At 58.3% G+C, this 18,680-nt stretch carries 20 protein-coding genes; 7 read left to right on the top strand and 13 right to left on the bottom strand.

Going from position 1 to position 18,680, the window contains the following annotated elements:
* The first annotated feature begins 63 nt into the window (after positions 1 to 63).
* Positions 64 to 525, top strand: coding sequence for a YehS family protein (locus tag ACW55A_RS02780; RefSeq protein ID WP_003433332.1), 462 nt, complete (start codon positions 64 to 66; stop codon positions 523 to 525).
* Positions 518 to 1,228 carry a tRNA (N6-threonylcarbamoyladenosine(37)-N6)-methyltransferase TrmO gene (tsaA, locus tag ACW55A_RS02775; protein ID WP_498810545.1) on the top strand — a complete coding sequence of 237 codons (711 nt, stop codon included), beginning with the start codon at positions 518 to 520 and terminating at the stop codon, positions 1,226 to 1,228. The genes ACW55A_RS02780 and tsaA overlap by 8 nt, the downstream gene beginning before the upstream one ends.
* Before the next feature lie 96 nt (positions 1,229 to 1,324).
* On the opposite strand, the gene fpr is transcribed toward tsaA, so the two are convergent.
* Positions 1,325 to 2,104 carry a ferredoxin-NADP reductase gene (fpr, locus tag ACW55A_RS02770; protein WP_002554680.1) on the bottom strand — a complete coding sequence of 260 codons (780 nt, stop codon included), beginning with the start codon at positions 2,102 to 2,104 and terminating at the stop codon, positions 1,325 to 1,327.
* A 123-nt stretch (positions 2,105 to 2,227) separates the two neighbouring features.
* Between fpr and ACW55A_RS02765 the strand changes: the two genes are divergently transcribed.
* The gene (locus tag ACW55A_RS02765; RefSeq protein WP_003339525.1) at positions 2,228 to 3,154 is read left to right on the top strand and encodes a LysR family transcriptional regulator; all 927 of its coding nucleotides are present in this window, start codon (positions 2,228 to 2,230) and stop codon (positions 3,152 to 3,154) included.
* 20 nt (positions 3,155 to 3,174) lie between these two features.
* Here the strand turns inward: ACW55A_RS02765 and ACW55A_RS02760 are convergent, their stop codons facing one another.
* From ACW55A_RS02760 to ACW55A_RS02750, 3 genes are all read right to left on the bottom strand, one after another.
* Positions 3,175 to 3,540, bottom strand: coding sequence for a diacylglycerol kinase (locus ACW55A_RS02760; RefSeq protein ID WP_003364775.1), 366 nt, complete (start codon positions 3,538 to 3,540; stop codon positions 3,175 to 3,177).
* A gap of 81 nt (positions 3,541 to 3,621) precedes the next feature.
* Entirely contained in the window at positions 3,622 to 4,269 is a 648-nt protein-coding gene (gene erdR, locus ACW55A_RS02755; RefSeq protein WP_003433336.1) for a response regulator transcription factor ErdR, read from the bottom strand.
* A 244-nt stretch (positions 4,270 to 4,513) separates the two neighbouring features.
* Complete coding sequence (locus ACW55A_RS02750) at positions 4,514 to 5,224, bottom strand: tRNA-uridine aminocarboxypropyltransferase (RefSeq protein WP_498810542.1); 711 nt, start codon at positions 5,222 to 5,224, stop codon at positions 4,514 to 4,516.
* Positions 5,225 to 5,478: 254 nt separating this feature from the next.
* Here ACW55A_RS02750 and ACW55A_RS02745 point away from each other — a divergent pair, with 254 nt between their 5' ends.
* Both ACW55A_RS02745 and ACW55A_RS02740 read left to right on the top strand, forming a co-directional pair.
* Complete coding sequence (locus ACW55A_RS02745) at positions 5,479 to 5,895, top strand: quorum-sensing-regulated virulence factor family protein (RefSeq protein ID WP_003364781.1); 417 nt, start codon at positions 5,479 to 5,481, stop codon at positions 5,893 to 5,895.
* Positions 5,896 to 6,087: 192 nt separating this feature from the next.
* The gene (locus ACW55A_RS02740; RefSeq protein ID WP_044309267.1) at positions 6,088 to 7,200 is read left to right on the top strand and encodes an LOG family protein; all 1,113 of its coding nucleotides are present in this window, start codon (positions 6,088 to 6,090) and stop codon (positions 7,198 to 7,200) included.
* A gap of 13 nt (positions 7,201 to 7,213) precedes the next feature.
* Here ACW55A_RS02740 and recX read toward each other — a convergent pair whose 3' ends face one another.
* The 3 genes from recX to ACW55A_RS02725 all read right to left on the bottom strand — a co-directional run bounded on the left by recX (position 7,214) and on the right by ACW55A_RS02725 (position 9,360).
* Positions 7,214 to 7,681 carry a recombination regulator RecX gene (recX, locus tag ACW55A_RS02735; RefSeq protein ID WP_003339537.1) on the bottom strand — a complete coding sequence of 156 codons (468 nt, stop codon included), beginning with the start codon at positions 7,679 to 7,681 and terminating at the stop codon, positions 7,214 to 7,216.
* A 5-nt stretch (positions 7,682 to 7,686) separates the two neighbouring features.
* Entirely contained in the window at positions 7,687 to 8,751 is a 1,065-nt protein-coding gene (gene recA / locus ACW55A_RS02730) for a recombinase RecA (RefSeq protein WP_002554688.1), read from the bottom strand.
* A gap of 93 nt (positions 8,752 to 8,844) precedes the next feature.
* Positions 8,845 to 9,360 (bottom strand): CinA family protein, encoded by a 516-nt coding sequence (locus ACW55A_RS02725; protein ID WP_498810539.1) that lies wholly within the window; start codon positions 9,358 to 9,360, stop codon positions 8,845 to 8,847.
* A 460-nt stretch (positions 9,361 to 9,820) separates the two neighbouring features.
* On the opposite strand from ACW55A_RS02725, the gene mutS reads away from it, so the two are divergent.
* Together mutS and fdxA are read left to right on the top strand one after the other, a co-directional pair.
* Positions 9,821 to 12,400, top strand: coding sequence for a DNA mismatch repair protein MutS (gene mutS / locus ACW55A_RS02720; RefSeq protein WP_498810537.1), 2,580 nt, complete (start codon positions 9,821 to 9,823; stop codon positions 12,398 to 12,400).
* A 259-nt stretch (positions 12,401 to 12,659) separates the two neighbouring features.
* Positions 12,660 to 12,983 carry a ferredoxin FdxA gene (gene fdxA / locus ACW55A_RS02715; protein ID WP_002554692.1) on the top strand — a complete coding sequence of 108 codons (324 nt, stop codon included), beginning with the start codon at positions 12,660 to 12,662 and terminating at the stop codon, positions 12,981 to 12,983.
* 545 nt (positions 12,984 to 13,528) lie between these two features.
* Here fdxA and rpoS read toward each other — a convergent pair.
* The 6 genes from rpoS to ispF all read right to left on the bottom strand — a co-directional run bounded on the left by rpoS (position 13,529) and on the right by ispF (position 18,656).
* Positions 13,529 to 14,536: an RNA polymerase sigma factor RpoS gene (gene rpoS, locus ACW55A_RS02710; protein WP_003364793.1), complete on the bottom strand. Its 1,008-nt coding sequence runs from the start codon at positions 14,534 to 14,536 to the stop codon at positions 13,529 to 13,531.
* 103 nt (positions 14,537 to 14,639) lie between these two features.
* Positions 14,640 to 15,506: a peptidoglycan DD-metalloendopeptidase family protein gene (locus tag ACW55A_RS02705; RefSeq protein ID WP_003364795.1), complete on the bottom strand. Its 867-nt coding sequence runs from the start codon at positions 15,504 to 15,506 to the stop codon at positions 14,640 to 14,642.
* Between the two features lie 207 nt (positions 15,507 to 15,713).
* A complete protein-coding gene (locus ACW55A_RS02700; RefSeq protein WP_003364797.1) occupies positions 15,714 to 16,349 on the bottom strand; it encodes a protein-L-isoaspartate(D-aspartate) O-methyltransferase in 636 nt (211 codons plus the stop codon).
* Positions 16,350 to 16,390: 41 nt separating this feature from the next.
* A complete protein-coding gene (surE, locus tag ACW55A_RS02695) occupies positions 16,391 to 17,140 on the bottom strand; it encodes a 5'/3'-nucleotidase SurE (protein ID WP_003364800.1) in 750 nt (249 codons plus the stop codon).
* Complete coding sequence (gene truD, locus ACW55A_RS02690; protein ID WP_003433352.1) at positions 17,128 to 18,186, bottom strand: tRNA pseudouridine(13) synthase TruD; 1,059 nt, start codon at positions 18,184 to 18,186, stop codon at positions 17,128 to 17,130. The genes surE and truD overlap by 13 nt, the downstream gene beginning before the upstream one ends.
* Positions 18,183 to 18,656, bottom strand: coding sequence for a 2-C-methyl-D-erythritol 2,4-cyclodiphosphate synthase (ispF, locus tag ACW55A_RS02685; RefSeq protein WP_003364807.1), 474 nt, complete (start codon positions 18,654 to 18,656; stop codon positions 18,183 to 18,185). Before ispF ends, truD begins: the two co-directional genes overlap by 4 nt.
* Between the last annotated feature and the right edge of the window lie 24 nt (positions 18,657 to 18,680).

Here is an 18,680-nt window from a genome sequence, read left to right as displayed (position 1 = left end):
ACCTTATTACAGCGCATGACCACCGTCATGCGCTGCCCTACGACTTATCAGGAACCACGCCTCATGATGAACAACGACGTACTGCGCAGCGTGCGCTACATGCTCGATATCAGCGACAGCAAGATTGTCGAGATCACCGCACTGACCGGTTTTGAAGTGTCGAAAAGCGATGTCATCGCATTCATGAAAAAAGAGGAAGAAGAAGGCTACCTGGATTGCAGCGATGAAATCATGGCGCACTTCCTTGATGGCCTGGTCTACTTCAAGCGTGGCAAGGACGAAAGCCGTCCGCCACAGCCGATCGATTTGCCGATCACCAACAATATCGTCCTGAAAAAACTGCGCGTGGCGTTCGAACTGAAAGAAGATGACATGCACGCCATCCTCAAATCAGTCGACTTCCCGGTCTCCAAGCCAGAACTGAGCGCCCTGTTCCGCAAAGTCGGACACACCAACTACCGCGCCTGTGGCGATCAACTGCTGCGCAATTTCCTAAAGGGCCTGACCCTGCGCGTGCGTGGCTGAACCTGCCACGATGAGCTACAAGGTCTCCCCTGTCGGCTTCGTGCGCTCCTGCTTCAAGGAGAAATTCGCCATCCCTCGCCAGCCACAACTGGCCCCGGCGGCCCGCGGGGTGCTGGAGTTGGTGGCACCGTTCGATCAGGGTGAAGCGGTTCAGGGGCTGGAACAGGTCAGTCACGTCTGGCTGCTGTTTCTGTTCCACCTGGCGCTGGAAGACAAGCCACGCCTGAAGGTGCGCCCGCCGCGCCTGGGTGGCAACCAGTCGATGGGCGTGTTCGCTACCCGCGCAACCCATCGTCCCAATGGCATCGGCCAGTCGGTGGTCAAGCTGGACAAGGTCGAGCCTGGGCGACTCTGGCTGTCCGGCATCGACCTGCTGGATGGCACGCCGGTGCTGGACATCAAGCCCTACGTACCCTACGCCGATGCAATTGGCGGTGCGACCAACTGCATCGCCAGTGCTGCGCCAGCCCTGATACCGGTGCACTGGCAAGACGCCGCGCTGCAACAGGCTCGCGAACACGCGCTGCGCCTGAATGAGCCGCTGGTCGAACTGATCGAGCAGTGTCTGGCCCAGGACCCGCGCCCGGCCTATCAGCTGCCCACGCCGGAACGTCGCTATGGTGCTCAGTTCTGGGATCTGGACGTGCGTTGGCACTACCCGCAAGCGGGTGTGATTTGCGTGCTGGAAGTGCTGCTCGCCTGAAGCTGCTGCTTGCCTAAACTGATCGAGGCGACAAATCCCGCGCAACAAAAACCCGCCTGATCCAGTCAAGGACGAGGCGGGTCTTGTGCAGCCGGTTTACTTCTCGACGAAAGCACGCTCGATCAGATAGTCGCCCGGCTCGCGCATACGCGGCGATACGGTCAGGCCGAAGCTGTTGAGCACTTCACTGGTCTCGTCGAGCATGCTTGGGCTGCCGCACAACATGGCACGGTCGTCCTGCGGGTTGATCGGCGGCAGGCCGATGTCGCTGAACAGCTTGCCGCTGCGCATCAGATCGGTCAGACGACCTTCGTTCTCGAAGGGCTCGCGGGTGACCGTCGGGTAGTAGATCAGCTTGTCACGCAGCGCTTCACCGAAGAATTCATTCTGCGGCAAATGCTCGGTGATGAATTCGCGATAGGCGACTTCGTTCACGTAACGCACGCCGTGGCAGAGGATGACCTTCTCGAAACGCTCGTAGGTTTCGGGATCCTGGATGACACTCATGAACGGCGCAAGGCCGGTGCCAGTGCTCAGCAGGTAAAGATGCTTGCCCGGCTTGAGGTCGTCCAGCACCAGCGTACCCGTAGGCTTCTTGCTGATGATGATTTCGTCACCTTCCTTGAGGTGCTGCAACTGGGAGGTCAGCGGGCCGTCCGGCACCTTGATGCTGAAGAACTCCAGATGCTCTTCCCAGTTCGGGCTGGCAATCGAATAGGCACGCATGAGCGGACGACCGTTTGGCTGCTGCAGACCGATCATCACGAACTGACCATTCTCGAAACGCAAACCAGGGTCGCGGGTGCACTTGAAACTGAAGAGGGTGTCGTTCCAGTGGTGGACGCTGAGGACACGCTCGTGGTTCATGTTGCTCATGTACGTGAGGACTCCTGAAAAAATAGTGCGCGCAGAAGCACTGCGCTATTGCGCGACATTCTAGTGGCAGACACAATATCTGTTAAATGAATTATCAAGATATAGGTTATCGGTTATATAGATATGCGATTTACTCTCCGTCAGCTCCAGGTATTTGTGGCCGTCGCCCGGCAGGAAAGCGTCTCCAAAGCCGCGGTACTGCTTTCGCTTTCGCAGTCGGCTGCCAGCACCTCCATCACCGAGCTGGAGCGCCAGTCGAGCTGCCAGCTGTTTGACCGCGCCGGCAAGCGCCTCAGCCTCAACGCCACCGGCAGGCAATTGCTGCCGCAAGCCGTCGCGCTGCTCGATCAGGCCAAGGAAATCGAAGACCTGCTCAATGGCAAATCAGGCTTCGGCTCACTGGCGGTCGGAGCCACGCTGACGATCGGCAATTACCTCGCAACCCTGCTGATCGGCGGCTACATGCAGCGCCACCCGGAAAGCCAGGTCAAGCTGCATGTCCAGAACACAGCGCATATCGTGCAACAGGTCGCTCACTACGAGATCGATCTGGGCCTCATCGAAGGCGATTGCAGCCACCCGGACATCGAAGTGCAATCCTGGGTCGAAGACGAACTTGTGGTGTTCTGTGCCCCGCAGCATCCGCTGGCCAAACGCGCTCAGGTAACGCTGGAAGAGTTGACCCACGAAGCCTGGATCCTTCGGGAACAAGGCTCAGGCACGCGCTTGACGTTCGATCAGGCGATGCGTCATCACCGTAACGGGCTGAATGTCCGGCTGGAGCTTGAGCACACCGAAGCGATCAAACGTGCAGTCGAATCCGGGCTGGGCATTGGCTGCATCTCCAGACTGGCGCTGCGCGATGCCTTTCGTCGCGGCAATCTGGTGGAGCTGGCCACGCCCGAGCTGGACCTGGCCAGGCAGTTCTATTTCATCTGGCACAAACAGAAATACCAGACCTCAGCCATGCGCGAGTTTCTTGAGCTGTGCCGCGCATTCACCGCCGGAGTTCAGCGCAGCGACGAAATCGTGCTGCCAAGCCTGTATTGACGCGTCTGTATCGAAAGGCATCAGCCCAGCAGAATGATCGCCCACACCAGACCGATCATGCTCAGAGCGATGAACTGGGCAGCGCTGCCCATGTCCTTGGCGTTCTTGGACAGCGGGTGCAGGTCCAGCGAGATGCGGTCAATGGCCGCCTCTACGGCCGAGTTGAGCAGCTCGACGATCAGCGCCAGCAGGCACACGGCAACCAGCAGGGCATGCTCACCCTTGCTGACGTGCAGGAAAAACGACAGCGGGACCAGGACCACGTTGAGCAGTACCAACTGACGGAAAGCCGCTTCACCTTTGAAGGCAGCGCATAAACCGTCCAGTGAATAACCTGCGGCATTAAGAATACGTTTCAGACCGGTTTGGCCTTTGAAGGGCGACATAGAGAGGCTGCTGTGTAAAAAGATGAGGAAAGCTAAGGCAATAAAGGTCAAAAAAGCGTGAATACTGGAACCTGAAAGCCGTCAGCTGGACGAAATGGACTCAAGCTGCTGTAACAACAATGCTGCCTGGGTGCGCGTGCGTACGCCAAGCTTGCGGAAAATCGCCGTGACATGTGCCTTGATGGTGGCTTCGGACACGCTGAGTTCGGAAGCAATCTGCTTGTTCAGCAAGCCTTCACAAACCATCGTCAACACTCGAAACTGCTGCGGCGTCAGGCTGGCAAGGCCTGCGCTGGCGGCCTTTGCCTCGTCTGAAACACTGATCACTTCATTGACCTGCGGCGGCCACCAGACGTCACCATCAAGCACCGTGCGTACCGCCTGCTGAATGACTTCCAGCGAGCTGGATTTGGGAATGAAGCCACTGGCACCAAACTCTCTGGAGCGCACCACGATGGAGGCTTCTTCCTGCGCCGAGACCATCACCACCGGTATCTGCGGATACTGGCCACGCAACAGGACCAGCCCGGAGAAGCCATAGGCCCCTGGCATGTTCAGGTCCAGCAGAACCAGATCCCAATCAGCCTTTTCCGCCAGGCGCGACTCAAGCTGGGCAATGCTTTCTGCCTCGACCAGCCGTGCGTCAGGCCCCAGACCGATGCTCAGCGCCTGATGCAGCGCACTGCGAAACAGGGGATGATCATCGGCGATCAGGATGTCGTAGGTCATGTAATGATCCTGTTTTTATAGTGAGGGACCGACGAATCGGCCACCCAGCGAGGCTGGCGAACGCGCAGTGCGCAACCCAAAACGGGCGCCGGCGCAATGCCAGACCAGATGAATCGGCTTCCAAGCGGCGCCAAGCATGCCCAGCATGGCCATGACGGTCAAGCGTGAAGCGTCGATACCCGAGAACATAGATGGCAATTAGCCAAACCAGTGGACTTCGGCAGCCCCTTGTTATGAACAGCCTTCAAATGAACGCTTTCAAATGGGTATGCGCCACGTCGTCGGGATCAATCGGATTCTGATACTTGGCGCCCAGATAATGAGCGCTGAACACGTCCAGATAAGCATCCAGCACTCCGCTGGCGCTGGCATCACCGACCAGCTCCAGACACAGGGCGGCCACTTCCGCCGTGCAGAAGTGATCGTCGCGCCTTGATCGACGCAAACGGTAGCGCGAGATCTGCTCGGGCTCCAGACTCAATACTGGAAAACGCTCCAGATAAGGGCTCTTGCGAAACATCTTGCGTGCTTCGGTCCAGGTGGCATCCAGCAGAATGAACAGCGGGCGCTTGCCATCCAGGCGCGAAACCTTATTCACCACGCGGTCCTCGGCAACAAATTCACCGGGAAAAACGATGTAAGGCTGCCACTGCGGGTCATCCAGCAAGGCGAGCAATTGCTCATCGACCTCTATCCGCGACCAGAGAAAGGCATGAGTGTCCTTGATGACGTCGGCGATCAGCCAGCCGGTGTTGGTCGGTTTCAAGGGCTCGGTGTCATACATCAGCAGGCAGATGCCTGACTCGGCAGCGACGCTGGGTCGCCATTCGCACAGGCAATAGCTGGAAATCACCCGGCAATCCGGGCAGCGCGGCGCGCGCGAGCCTCGGGCAATAAAAGGCCTGGTACTGCGGGCCAGACGCTCATCGCGCAGGCGGGAGACGGCATGGCTCATTACAGGACACGCCTGCGGGGGAAAGACATCGACACCACAAAGACTCGGCAGGATTAAAGTCCGCGCAGTTTATCAGAGCCCCGGCACTTCAACGCGCTTTCGGTCCGCAGGCCTGTTTTCGTACAGAGCCTAGGCCCGATGAAGGCTCCTGCTCTATACTGCTGCGCCATCGCACCCCGCGCTATCGGTGGGCTGCCCGGAACGCACTTTGAAGTCGCTGGTCCAACGGCCAGTTACTTAACCAGGAGAGTTTAATGCTGCGCCTTATCGTACCCACCCTTACGCTTTTGCTCGTTGCTCCACTGTGCGCCCAGGCGGCGTCGAAACAGGAGTTCGAACTCAGCAAGATGCTGGAAAAAGTCGCTAAGGAAAGCAGTGTCGGCACGCCGAGAGCGATCAACGAAGACATCCTCGATCAGGGTTACACCGTCACCGGCAACCAGTTGATCAACCACTTGAGCGTTCGTGAAGGCCAGGCTCAGCAGATGCGCGCCAATCCGGACGTGATGCGCAACCAGTTAGGCAACAGCGTTTGCCACAACAATGGTTTCCGCCAGTTGATGACCAAGGGTGCCGTCCTCAAGTATCAGTTCACTGAGTACAAGACCAACCGCCCGGTTGCAACGCAAACCTTTCAGGCTTCCGACTGCACTGTAAAACCCAAGCAATAAGCCATATCCGACATGTAACCTCCCCCGCGCGCCTGTCCCTCAGGCGCGTCAGTCGAGCAACTCTCAAGACATCCTGCAACTAATCCACCCTGGCAATGAACAGGGAATGGGTAGCCTTTCGCTGCAAACCGGGACATCATCGATTCAACACGCCCCATCGGGCCATTGATCCAGCAGGAGGAAAAATCCCGAATGCCGTATGTACCTGACGATCTTCTATCCCGACACTTCCAACGCGACGGTCTCGACCTGACCAGCCAGATTGAAGAGCACATCAATGAGGTGGCTCCGGGCACGAAAAACCTGCCGCTGTACCGCGACATGATGCTCACAGTGTTGCGCATGGCCCAGGATGACCGCAACCGCTGGGACGTCAAGATAACGCTGCAAACCCTGCGCGAACTGGACAAGGCCTTTCGGGTGCTCGAGCGTTTCAAGGGCCGCCGCAAAGTCACTGTATTCGGCTCCGCTCGCACACCGGCGGAGCATCCGCTGTACGCACAGGCCAGAGAGCTGGGTGAAAAGCTGGCCCGCTCCGACATGATGGTCATCACCGGCGCAGGCGGCGGCATCATGGCGGCAGCCCATGCCGGTGCAGGCTTGAAACACAGCCTTGGGTTCAACATTACCCTGCCCTTCGAACAGCACGCCAATCCGACAGTTGAGGGCAGCGAAAACCTGCTGCCCTTCCACTTCTTCTTCACGCGCAAGCTATTCTTCGTCAAGGAGGCCGACGCGCTGGTGCTTTGCCCCGGCGGCTTCGGAACTCTGGATGAAGCCCTGGAAGTGCTGACGTTGATACAAACCGGCAAAAGCCCGTTAGTGCCTGTCGTATTGCTGGACACACCTGGCGGGAGTTTCTGGCAAGGTGCACTGGACTTCATCAAGCATCAGTTGCAGGACAATCACTACATTCTGCCAGCCGACATGAAACTGATGAGGCTGGTCTACAGCGCCGATGAAGCGGTGGAAGAGATCAACCGGTTTTATGCAAACTTCCACTCCAGCCGCTGGCTGAAAAACAAGTTCGTGATCCGTATGCACCATGCGCTGAACGAGCAGGCCCTGGAGCACATGCAGGACGCTTTCGCTGACCTGTGCATCAATGAAAACTTTCATCAGCACAGTTATCAGGGCGAAGAGCACGATGAAGCGCAATTCAGTCACCTGACACGACTGGCGTTCACCTTCACAGGACGCAATCAGGGCAGGCTTCGGGAACTGGTGGATTACATCAATCAACAGGAAAACTGGGAAGACGCTTCAGTGACAAGGGACGCAGCTCGGAATCGGGCGCCACAGTAAGCGCCCGGATATATCAGTCATCCCCGCCACGGCCGCTTAACAAGCGGCCGATCATTTCCAGCGGATAGCCGCGATAACTCAGAAAACGCCCCTGCTTGGCCCGCTCGCGCGCATCGACAGGCAGGGCACCGGCAAACTTGCGCTGCCAGAGCTCGTGAAGCTTCTCCTGCCAATCAACGCCGCACTCCCTGAGCGCCTGCTCAATGTCGGCACGTTGCAAACCACGCTGCCCCAGCTCTTCTCGAATACGAACAGGACCGTAGCCCGAACGTGCCCGATAAGAAACGAAGCTTTCAAGGTAACGGGACTCGGAGAGCAAACCTTCCTCGACCAGACGATCAAGGGCTGCATCGATAAGCTCGGGGGGAGCGCCGCGCTGACGCAGTTTACGCGTCAGCTCGACTCGACCGTGCTCGCGACGTGCGAGCAGGTCCATTGCAGTGCGCCTGACGGCGACGGGTGTATCGAGCACGGCAGGCATGGCTATCAGATATCGACATCTGCTTCAGACATGTCATCGGCAGCCACTGCTTCACGGGAGCCGACAGCCTTGGTATCAACGCCAGGGGTCAGCAACTTGTCGCGGATCTGCTTCTCGAGCGCTTTGCAGATTTCCGGGTTATCTGCCAGGAACTTGGCCGAGTTGGCCTTACCCTGACCGATCTTGCTGCCCTGGTAGCTGTACCAGGCGCCGGACTTCTCGACAAAACCATGCAGAACGGCCAGATCGACGATTTCACCGTTCAGGTAGATACCCTTGCCGTAAAGAATCTGGAACTCGGCCTGACGGAACGGCGGAGCCACCTTGTTCTTCACGACCTTGACGCGGGTTTCGCTGCCGACAACTTCATCGCCTTCCTTGACCGCGCCTGTACGGCGGATGTCCAGACGTACCGAAGCGTAGAACTTCAGCGCGTTACCACCGGTGGTGGTTTCCGGGCTGCCGAACATCACGCCGATCTTCATGCGGATCTGGTTGATGAAGATCACCAGGCAGTTGGCGTTCTTGATGTTACCGGTGATCTTGCGCAGCGCCTGCGACATCAGACGCGCCTGCAGACCCACGTGCATATCACCCATTTCGCCTTCGATCTCTGCCTTGGGTACCAGCGCAGCAACGGAGTCGACCACGATCACGTCGATGGCATTGGAGCGCACCAGCATGTCGGTGATTTCCAGCGCCTGCTCACCGGTGTCCGGCTGCGAAACCAGCAGGTCGTCGACGTTGACGCCCAGCTTGCCGGCGTATTCCGGATCCAGTGCGTGCTCGGCGTCGACAAAGGCACAGGTAGCACCCATTTTCTGGGCCTGAGCGATGACCGACAGCGTCAGTGTGGTTTTACCGGAAGACTCAGGACCGTAGATTTCCACGATCCGGCCTTTCGGCAGACCGCCAATACCGAGTGCGATATCCAGACCCAGCGAACCGGTGGAGATGGCAGGGATCGCCTGGCGATCATGATCGCCCATGCGCATCACGGCGCCTTTACCGAACTGACGCTCGATCTGACCCAAGGCCGCAGCCAAGGCTTTCTTCTTGTTGTCGTCCATTGAAGTCCTCACGTAATCAAATTCAATTAGGGCCTTGATGGCCACAACACCTGTATAAGTAGACAGTATTATTCCACAGCAGTGAGCGCGCGCCTACCCCTGTTTTGGCATTTCTCCGCGCGCAAGCTGTATCAGCCCGTGCAACGCGGCTTCGACCGTCCGTCGACGGACCTGATCACGGTCGCCATCGAAGTGGCAGCGCCGGGCGATCAGCGCATCATCCTTGCCCCAGCACAGCCACACAGTACCGACCGGTTTGTCCGGCGAACCGCCGCCGGGCCCTGCGACACCGCTGACCGCGACGGCGAATCGTGCACCACTTTCACGCTGTGCGCCTCGCACCATGGACTCGACAACCGGCTGACTGACCGCCCCGACCTGTGCGAACAACACCTCGGGCACCCCTAACTGGCGGATCTTCTGGGCATTCGAATAGGTCACGTAGCCCGCTTCGAACCACGCCGAGCTGCCGGCAATGCGCGTGATCGCTTCGGCTATTCCGCCCCCCGTACAGGATTCGGCAGTGGTCACTTGCGCGTTCATTGCACCCAGAAGCCTGCCAAGCGTATCGGCAAGTCCGGTTATCTCATTCACGGTGTAATCGTTCATGCTGGAAAGCCTGTAAAGGTGAATCCTGAGGCCACGCACCTGCCGCGCAACGGGGCTGAGCATGCTGCTTTAGTTGTCATTTCTCCTGCGTCCGGGCTTTTTGACCGTTTCCACCGTGGTTTCTCTCGGCCTTTTTCTGGCTTCTTCCAAAGGGATGAAGCGCCCGCTGACAGAATCTCTTGCTCGTTTGTTCTTCATATAAAAGTCCTTTTTTATAAGTTACCGCCCGGTTATCGGGTGGCAGCGATGAAAGTCTATACGCCAAATCGGGATGCATGGCTGTCTGGAAACGCCCGGTCACCAATACGCGGGAAGCCACGCGGTCACTGCACCACCCGGTCGAGCGTGATAACCTTGCCGCCATCGCACATACCCGGCAGACGCCCCTTGATTCAGACAAGGGCCACCCGTCGCGTCTCAAGGTTGCCTCACTCCTCTCAAGAACTTGCCTAAGCCACTGATGAATAAAGCAATTTCCGACCTCTCCGCACACACTCCGATGATGCAGCAGTACTGGAAACTGAAAAACCAGCACCTGGATCAGCTGATGTTTTATCGCATGGGCGATTTCTACGAGATCTTCTACGAAGACGCGAAGAAAGCCGCCAAGCTGCTGGATATAACCCTGACCGCACGCGGCCAGTCGGCAGGTCAGAGCATTCCCATGTGCGGGATTCCCTACCACGCAGCCGAGGGTTATCTGGCCAAGCTGGTGAAACTGGGCGAATCAGTGGTGATCTGCGAGCAGATCGGCGACCCCGCCACCAGCAAGGGGCCGGTGGATCGTCAGGTGGTGCGGATCATCACGCCAGGGACCATCAGCGATGAGGCCCTGCTCGACGAGCGCCGCGATAACCTGATCGCCGCCGTGCTGGGTGACGAACGTCTGTTCGGCCTCGCGGTACTGGATATCACCAGCGGTAACTTCAGTGTGCTGGAGATCAAGGGCTGGGAGAACCTGCTGGCCGAGCTCGAGCGCATCAACCCGGTCGAGCTGTTGATCCCGGACGATTGGCCACAAGGTCTGCCTGCCGAGAAGCGCCGTGGTTCTCGACGTCGCGCGCCTTGGGATTTCGAGCGCGACTCAGCGCATAAAAGTTTGTGTCAGCAGTTTGCAACCCAGGACCTGAAGGGTTTCGGTTGCGAAAACCTGACGCTGGCCATCGGTGCTGCCGGCTGCCTGCTGAGCTATGCCAAGGAAACCCAGCGTACCGCCCTGCCCCATCTGCGCAGCCTGCGTCACGAACGTCTCGACGATACCGTGATCCTCGATGCCGCCAGTCGCCGTAATCTGGAACTGGACACCAACCTGTCCGGAGGCCGTGACAACACCCTGCAATCGGTCATGGACCGCTGCCAGACCGCAATGGGGACACGGTTGCTGACCCGCTGGCTGAACCGGCCATTGCGCGACCTGACCATCCTTCAGGCACGCCAGACGTCGATCACCTGTTTTCTGGAACGCTATCGCTTCGAAAACCTGCAGCCACAGCTCAAGGAAATCGGCGACATCGAGCGGATTCTGGCGCGCATCGGCCTGCGTAACGCGCGGCCACGTGACCTCGCTCGCCTGCGCGACGCCCTGAGCGCCCTGCCCGAGTTGCAACAGGCGATGGCCGATCTGGAAGCGCCGCATCTGCAGCAACTTGCGCAGACAGCCAGCACCTATCCCGAGCTGGCCGATCTGCTGCAGCGCGCGATCATCGACAACCCGCCAGCCGTCATTCGTGACGGTGGCGTTTTGAAGACTGGCTACGACGCTGAGCTGGATGATCTGCAGTCGCTGAGCGAAAACGCCGGCCAGTTCCTGATCGACCTGGAAGCCCGCGAAAAAGCCCGCACCGGTCTTGGCAATCTGAAAGTCGGCTACAACCGCGTACATGGCTACTTTATCGAGCTGCCAAGCAAGCAGGCCGAGCAGGCGCCGGCTGATTACATACGCCGCCAGACCCTGAAGGGCGCCGAGCGCTTCATCACGCCCGAGCTCAAGGAGTTCGAAGACAAGGCGTTGTCGGCCAAGAGCCGCGCCTTGGCTCGGGAAAAGATGCTCTACGAAACGCTGCTCGAAGACCTGATCGGTCATCTTGCGCCGCTTCAGGATACGGCGGCGGCGCTGGCCGAACTGGACGTGCTGAGCAACCTTGCGGAGCGCGCGCTGAATCTGGACCTCAATTGCCCACGCTTTGTCGCCGAACCCTGCATGCGCATCGAGCAAGGCCGTCATCCGGTGGTGGAACAGGTTCTGAGCACGCCTTTCGTTGCCAACGACCTGGCGCTGGACGACAGCACTCGCATGCTGGTCATCACCGGCCCGAACATGGGCGGTAAATCGACCTATATGCGTCAGACGGCGCTGATCGTGCTGCTGGCCCATATCGGCAGCTTCGTGCCCGCTGCCAGCTGCGAACTGTCGCTGGTCGACCGGATCTTCACGCGCATCGGCTCCAGCGACGACCTGGCGGGCGGACGCTCGACGTTCATGGTCGAAATGAGCGAAACGGCAAACATCCTGCACAACGCTACCGATAAAAGTCTGGTGCTGATGGACGAAGTCGGGCGCGGCACCAGTACTTTCGACGGCCTTTCGCTGGCTTGGGCGGCAGCCGAGTGCCTCGCGCAGCTGCGCGCCTATACACTGTTCGCCACGCACTATTTCGAACTGACGGTATTGCCGGAAAGCGAACCGCTGGTGACCAATGTGCACCTCAACGCCACCGAGCATAATGAGCGCATCGTGTTCCTGCACCGGGTCCTGCCAGGGCCTGCGAGTCAGAGCTACGGTCTGGCCGTGGCGCAACTGGCCGGGGTGCCGGGTAAGGTCATCAGCCGCGCCAAGGAACACTTGCAGCGTCTGGAAACCACCAGCCTGCCGCACGAGCAGCCGCGCGCCAAACCCGGCAAGCCCGCAGTCCCGCAGCAGAGCGATATGTTCGCAAGTCTGCCGCACCCGGTGCTCGACGAGCTGTCGAAGGTCAAGGTCGACGATATGACCCCGCGGCAGGCGCTGGATTTGCTATACACATTGCAAACTCGCCTGTGACGCGAAGCGTTACATACTGTTAGAATCCCGCGCGGTTTGGGACGCTCTCGGCTTTTAGCCTGGTCGAGGCGTTTTTCGAGCCGCGTGAAAATGCAGCGAACCATCGGTAGGTAGCAGGGACAGGTAGCAGACGCCGCAGTCTTACCGCTTCAAGGCCACCCACCAAAAGCACGTGTTTTCATAGGGCCGGGAAACCTCCCGAACCTGGCACCCCTGTCTGGAAGGGCTCTGCCGCAGCCGCCTGAGGAGAAAATTAGAAATGACCTTCGTCGTCACCGACAACTGCATCAAGTGCAAGTACACCGACTGCGTAGAAGTCTGTCCGGTGGACTGCTTTTACGAAGGCCCGAATTTCCTGGTGATCCACCCGGACGAGTGCATCGACTGCGCGCTCTGCGAGCCAGAGTGCCCTGCCGTAGCCATTTACTCGGAAGACGAGATCCCTGCCGGCATGGAAAACTTCATCGAGCTCAACGCCGAGCTTGCCGAAGTCTGGCCCAATATCACCGAAAAGAAAGACGCTATGCCGGATGCGGCAGAGTGGGATGGCAAAACCGGCAAGATCGCTGATCTGGAACGCTAGATTCCAGACAGACAAAAGGCCCTCAAGAAGGCCTTTTTTATTGAATGCGCTTTTCTGCAGACAAAAAAAGGGGCGGTATGACCCGCCCACGTTTTTCCCTGATCCCTGTATTCCCTTGTCATCATCCTGATGAATCGCATCCCGCGATGTCCTTGACCGTCATCCTTGATGGCCCGTGCCTGTCCGTTGGCACAGCTTCGATATTAGAGATTTAACCCTGGAGAGCAACACCCGAAACGCTCCAGAATATTTCCCGGTCGATTGTCTTACAGGATTAAAACCTTTTAAAAAACAAGGCCTTGCAACGAAAAAACCGTGAAATTGGCGACTAGCCTTACTCCGATTACCTGAATGACTTACAGCAAGCGTGCGCAATGACTTACAGGCTTTGAACCTTCCAAGTACACCGACCGCGAGATTGAACGGGCAAAACCGTATTGGCGGGTCCCGTGAGCAGCAATATTAAAATTACGAAAGACATATAAAAAGGCCGATATACACACACTGTGTTATATCGGCCCTGGATGGATGCTGCAGAGGGGGGATTACTGGAAGAGGGATTCGCTGGACAGACCATTTTTCTCGAGGATCTCACGCAAACGCTTGAGTCCTTCAACCTGAATCTGCCTTACACGCTCACGCGTCAGGCCGATCTCAAGCCCTACATCTTCAAGCGTGCTGCTTTCATGCCCGCGCAAGCCGAAGCGGCGAATCACCACCTCGCGCTGCTTCTCGGTCAGTTCAGACAGCCATTGATCGATACTCTGTGAGAGATCGTCGTCCTGCAGCAACTCGCAGGGGTCTGTCGGACGGTCGTCGGTCAAGGTATCGAGCAGGGTCTTGTCCGAATCCGGGCCCAGCGAAACGTCCACTGACGAAACACGTTCGTTCAGGCCCAGCATGCGCTTGACCTCGCCTACCGGTCTTTCCAGCAGGTTGGCGATCTCTTCAGGAGAAGGTTCGTGATCCAGCTTCTGGGTCAGCTCTCTGGCCGCACGCAGATAAACGTTCAGCTCCTTGACCACATGAATCGGTAGTCGGATGGTCCGCGTCTGATTCATGATCGCGCGTTCAATGGTCTGACGAATCCACCAGGTGGCGTAGGTGGAGAAACGAAAACCGCGCTCCGGGTCGAACTTCTCAACCGCCCTGATCAACCCCAGGTTGCCCTCCTCGATCAGATCAAGCAATGACAGCCCACGATTGACATAGCGTCTGGCAATTTTCACTACCAGCCGCAGATTGCTTTCAATCATGCGTTTGCGCCCGGCCGGATCTCCACTTTGCGACAGACGCGCAAAATGCACTTCTTCTTCCGGGGACAATAGAGGAGAAAAACCGATTTCATTGAGGTACAGCTGGGTAGCATCAAGCGCCCGCGTGTAGTCAATGTACTTGTGTTGTTTGAGCGATGTTGATTGCTTGACCTTGGTACGTCCCGAGACAGCGGCTGGCTGCTTCTCGTTTGACGCTTCCTTCAGGACAATGCCGGCTTCCATAAGGAGCACTTCATCATCGATGTCAAACTCCGGCGCTTCGTTGCCAAGAGCCATTGTTTTAGTCCTTTGGTGAGTTCGACCTCAAGCTCCAGCATCGCCTGGTTCCATGGCAACGCTTGAGCCTGTTCCTATTACGCCTGGAACAGGCTGGCAACTATCAACGACGTGGCAAGAATCCTAACGGATCTACAGGTTTCCCTTGGCGGCGAATCTCAAAATGCAGTTTCACCCGGTCAGTTCCTGTTGACCCCATTTCGGCAATCGTCTGCCCTGCCTTGACCTGTTGTCCTTCCCGTACCAAAAGCCTGCGGTTATGACCGTAGGCACTGACGTAGGTATCGCTGTGTTTGATGATGATCAATTCGCCGTAGCCCCGTAATCCACTTCCGGCGTAAACAACTGAACCATCAGACGCTGCCAAAACAGGCTGTCCCAAATCACCAGCGATATCAATTCCTTTATTCAAACTGCCGTTTGAGGAAAATTTTCCTATCAAAATGCCACTCGAAGGCCAGGTCCAACCTGTCGGGGACTTGCCGGCCGGGCCTGTCCCGGTGGTCGCCGAGGGAGGTATAACCACAGGTACAACCGCAACAGGTTTGGACATGACCGTGGTTTTGACGGATCCGGAACTGCTGGTAGTGGTTGACGTGGACGTCACTGGACGCCCGGCGCCCGACGTTGAAACCACGCTCGGTGTTGAAGAGGAGCGTCCGTCAAAGCGAATTGTCTGACCAGGCTTGATGGTAAACGGCTCCGGGATCTGGTTACGGGCAGCCAGCGCCTTCCAGTCCCAGCCGTAACGAAATGCAATGGAAAAAAGTGTGTCACCGCGCCTGACCACGTATTGGCCAGTGGTCACCGTCGGGCGCTGGGCCACGGCATTGCCGTTGCGATCAACGACGCGAACGCCGCCTGAGGGCGAGCTGGAGCAGCCGACCAAAAGGACACTGAGAGCAATGCCAATCACCAGACGCTGATAACTTCTTGAAGACCTGAGCTGCTGAATGACTGTGAGACTCACCCGCCACTCCCTTTACTGGTGACTGAATTCAAAAAAGATGCCTATTGTGCCGTAATAGCGACGGGCAGCCAGTGATATCCGCTGAAAAACGCTGTTAAGTATCAATCAGCTGCATGGAAATGATGCCATCAGGCCATTCAACATTCCGGGCCGCGCGCTGTAGACAGATGACTGACGCCAGAATTCATTGTTTACCGCAGACAATCTTCAAGCGATGGGTCCATTGAGCAATGGCACGAAGCGCACAGCCCCCAGCACGTGCCGGGAAAAACCGTGTTCTTCACGGATGATCAGCATCAACTGCTGAACCTCCCCCGAGCCCACAGGAATGACCAGACGGCCTCCTGGTGCCAGCTGATCGAGCAATGCCTGCGGTACATCGGTTGCCACCGCCGTGACGATGATGCCGTTATAGGGCGCCAGGGCTGGCCAGCCTTCCCAGCCGTCACCCCAGCGGAACACCACGTTGCGCAGATTGAGCTCGACCAGACGTTCCTTGGCGCGATCCTGAAGCACCTTGATGCGCTCGACCGAGAACACTCGTTCTACCAGCTGCGCCAGCACAGCAGTCTGATAGCCTGACCCCGTACCGATCTCCATGACCTTGTCCAGCGGCCCGGCTGCCAGCAGCAGCTCGCTCATCCGCGCGACCATGTAAGGCTGGGAAATGGTCTGGTTGTGACCGATGGGCAATGCGGTGTCTTCGTAGGCGCGATGCGCCAGCGCTTCATCGACAAACAGATGCCGTGGCGTCTTGCGAATGACGTCCAGTACCCGCTGGTTGGAAATGCCCTCTTCACAGAGGCGCTGAATCAGACGCTCGCGGGTACGCTGCGATGTCATTCCGATCCCTCGACGCAATAAATCATCCTGCTCGCGTGACATCAACGAAGTCCCTCCAGCCAGGTGTTCAGGCTGCTGAATCCGTCCTGATAGGTTCTATCCAGCTGCAACGGCGTGATCGATACATAGCCTTGTACGACCGCATGAAAGTCGGTCCCGGCGCCGCCGTCCTCGACATCACCGGCAGCAGCGATCCAGTAGCCAGCGCGGCCACGCGGGTCGACGACCTTGATCGGCGCCGCAGCGCGGGCACGATGCCCCAATCGGGTCAGTTGAATGCCGCGGATGTGCTCGAGCGGCAGGTTGGGAATATTCACGTTCAATACCGTGCGGGGTGGCAGGTCGAGTTGCTCATGGGCCTCGACCAGCAAGCGCGCGTAATGCGCCGCCGTCGCCAGATTATCCGGCTGACGTGACAGAAACGAAAAGGCAAACGACGGGCGCTGCAGAAAACGCCCTTCAAGCGCTGCGGCGACCGTTCCGGAATACAGTACATCGTCGCCCAGATTGGCCCCCAGGTTAATGCCTGAAACCACCATGTCCGGTTGCCGCTCCAGTAGCCCGTGAATGCCCAGATGCACACAATCGGTGGGCGTACCGTTGACACTGATGAAGCCGTTTTCCAGGGTGTGCGGATGCAAGGGCCGGTCGAGTGTCAGAGAACTGCTGGCACCACTTTTGTCCTGATCAGGCGCAATCACCACGCAGTCGGCGTAGTTCGCCAACGCCGCATGGAGCGCGACAAGACCGGGCGCATTCACCCCGTCATCATTTGATATCAGAATACGCATGAGCTGTCCGTCTGCCCAACCGGCACCAGATCGATGAGTTCGCGTACCAAGACGGTCGCAAAGCATCCGGGCGGAAGGACGAATTCCAGTTGCAGAATGTCAGACTCGGGATAATGCCACGTCAGCCGCCCAATGGGCAGTCGCAGGATGCGACGTTCGTGCTCCATGCCCGCTCTGACCAGCCAGTCACGCAACACGGATTCGTCATCGGCAACGGTATTTTCCAGCGCTGCCGTCGCACCGCCAGCTGGCGAAGGGCCTTCACCCCACTGAGGACCGGTGGGGTGCAGATCGAGGATCGCCAGACGAGGATCGCTGCATTCATCCAATCCGGCCGGGAAAAAACTGCGACTGTCGGTGAACGCAAGCAAATCCCCGACCTGAGCCTTCTGCCAGCTGCCATCGGCAACCCGGGCGGCCAACACCCGGTTGAACAGGTAACTGCGCGCCGTGGACAACAGTCGCGAACGCACGGCGCGCTGCTCAGGCAGCGCCTTGCGGGCGGCGTAATCGCGTGCCTCGCCAAGATTTCCGCCCTGATAGCCAAAACGCTGCGTGCCGAAATAATTGGGGATGCCCTGCCGGGCAATGGTTTCAAGGCGCTGATTCAACGCGCCCTGGTCTGCATCCAGCTGAGTCAGACGCAGGGTGAAGCCATTGGCCGCATGGGCGCCACGCTGCAGCTTGCGTTTGTGACGACCGCTTTTGAGAATCTTCAGCGTGTCGTCCTGCGCAGCAGACAGATCAGGATCGGCCTTGCCCGGCAGTTGAATACTGAACCACTGTCGGGTCAATGCCTGGCGATCCTTGAGACCGGCGTAGCTGACTGTGCGCAACTGAACGCCCGCAGCCCGGGCCAGCCGGCGCGCCGCCTCTTCCGTGTTCAGGCCGCGTTTCTCGACCCATAGCCACAAGTGCTCGCCATCCCCGGAAAGCGGAATGTCCAGCACTTCATCGACCTGAAAGTCTTCGGCAGTCGCCTTGAGCACTGCACGCCCCAGTGCATCGCCGTAAGCTCGCGGGCCCAGCAGTTCAAGTTCATTCATGCGCGCAGCAACAACGCAACGGCATGCACCGCGATGCCTTCTTCACGCCCGGTAAAGCCAAGCTTTTCGGTCGTTGTGGCCTTGACGTTGACCTGATCCAGCTCAACCTGAAGGTCTTCGGCGATCAATGCACGCATGGCATCGATGTGCGGTGCCATTTTCGGTGCCTGAGCGACGATGGTCGCGTCGACATTACCGACCTTCCAGCCTTTGCCATGGATCAGCGTGAGGACATGACGCAGCAGCACGCGGCTGTCGGCGCCCTTGAACTGCGGGTCGGTGTCAGGAAAGTGCTTGCCGATATCGCCCAGCGCTGCGGCGCCCAGAAGCGCGTCGCTCAAGGCATGCAGCAGGACATCGCCATCGGAATGGGCCAGCAGGCCGAACCCGTGTGCAATCCGCACGCCGCCCAAGGTAATGAAGTCGCCTTCAGCGAAACGGTGCACATCATAGCCATGGCCAATACGCATAAAAAAACGCCCTGAAAAAAGTCA

The sequence above is a fragment of the Plantibacter cousiniae (nom. nud.) genome (assembly GCF_977070315.1).
This window is presented reverse-complemented; position numbering and strand designations above follow the sequence as displayed.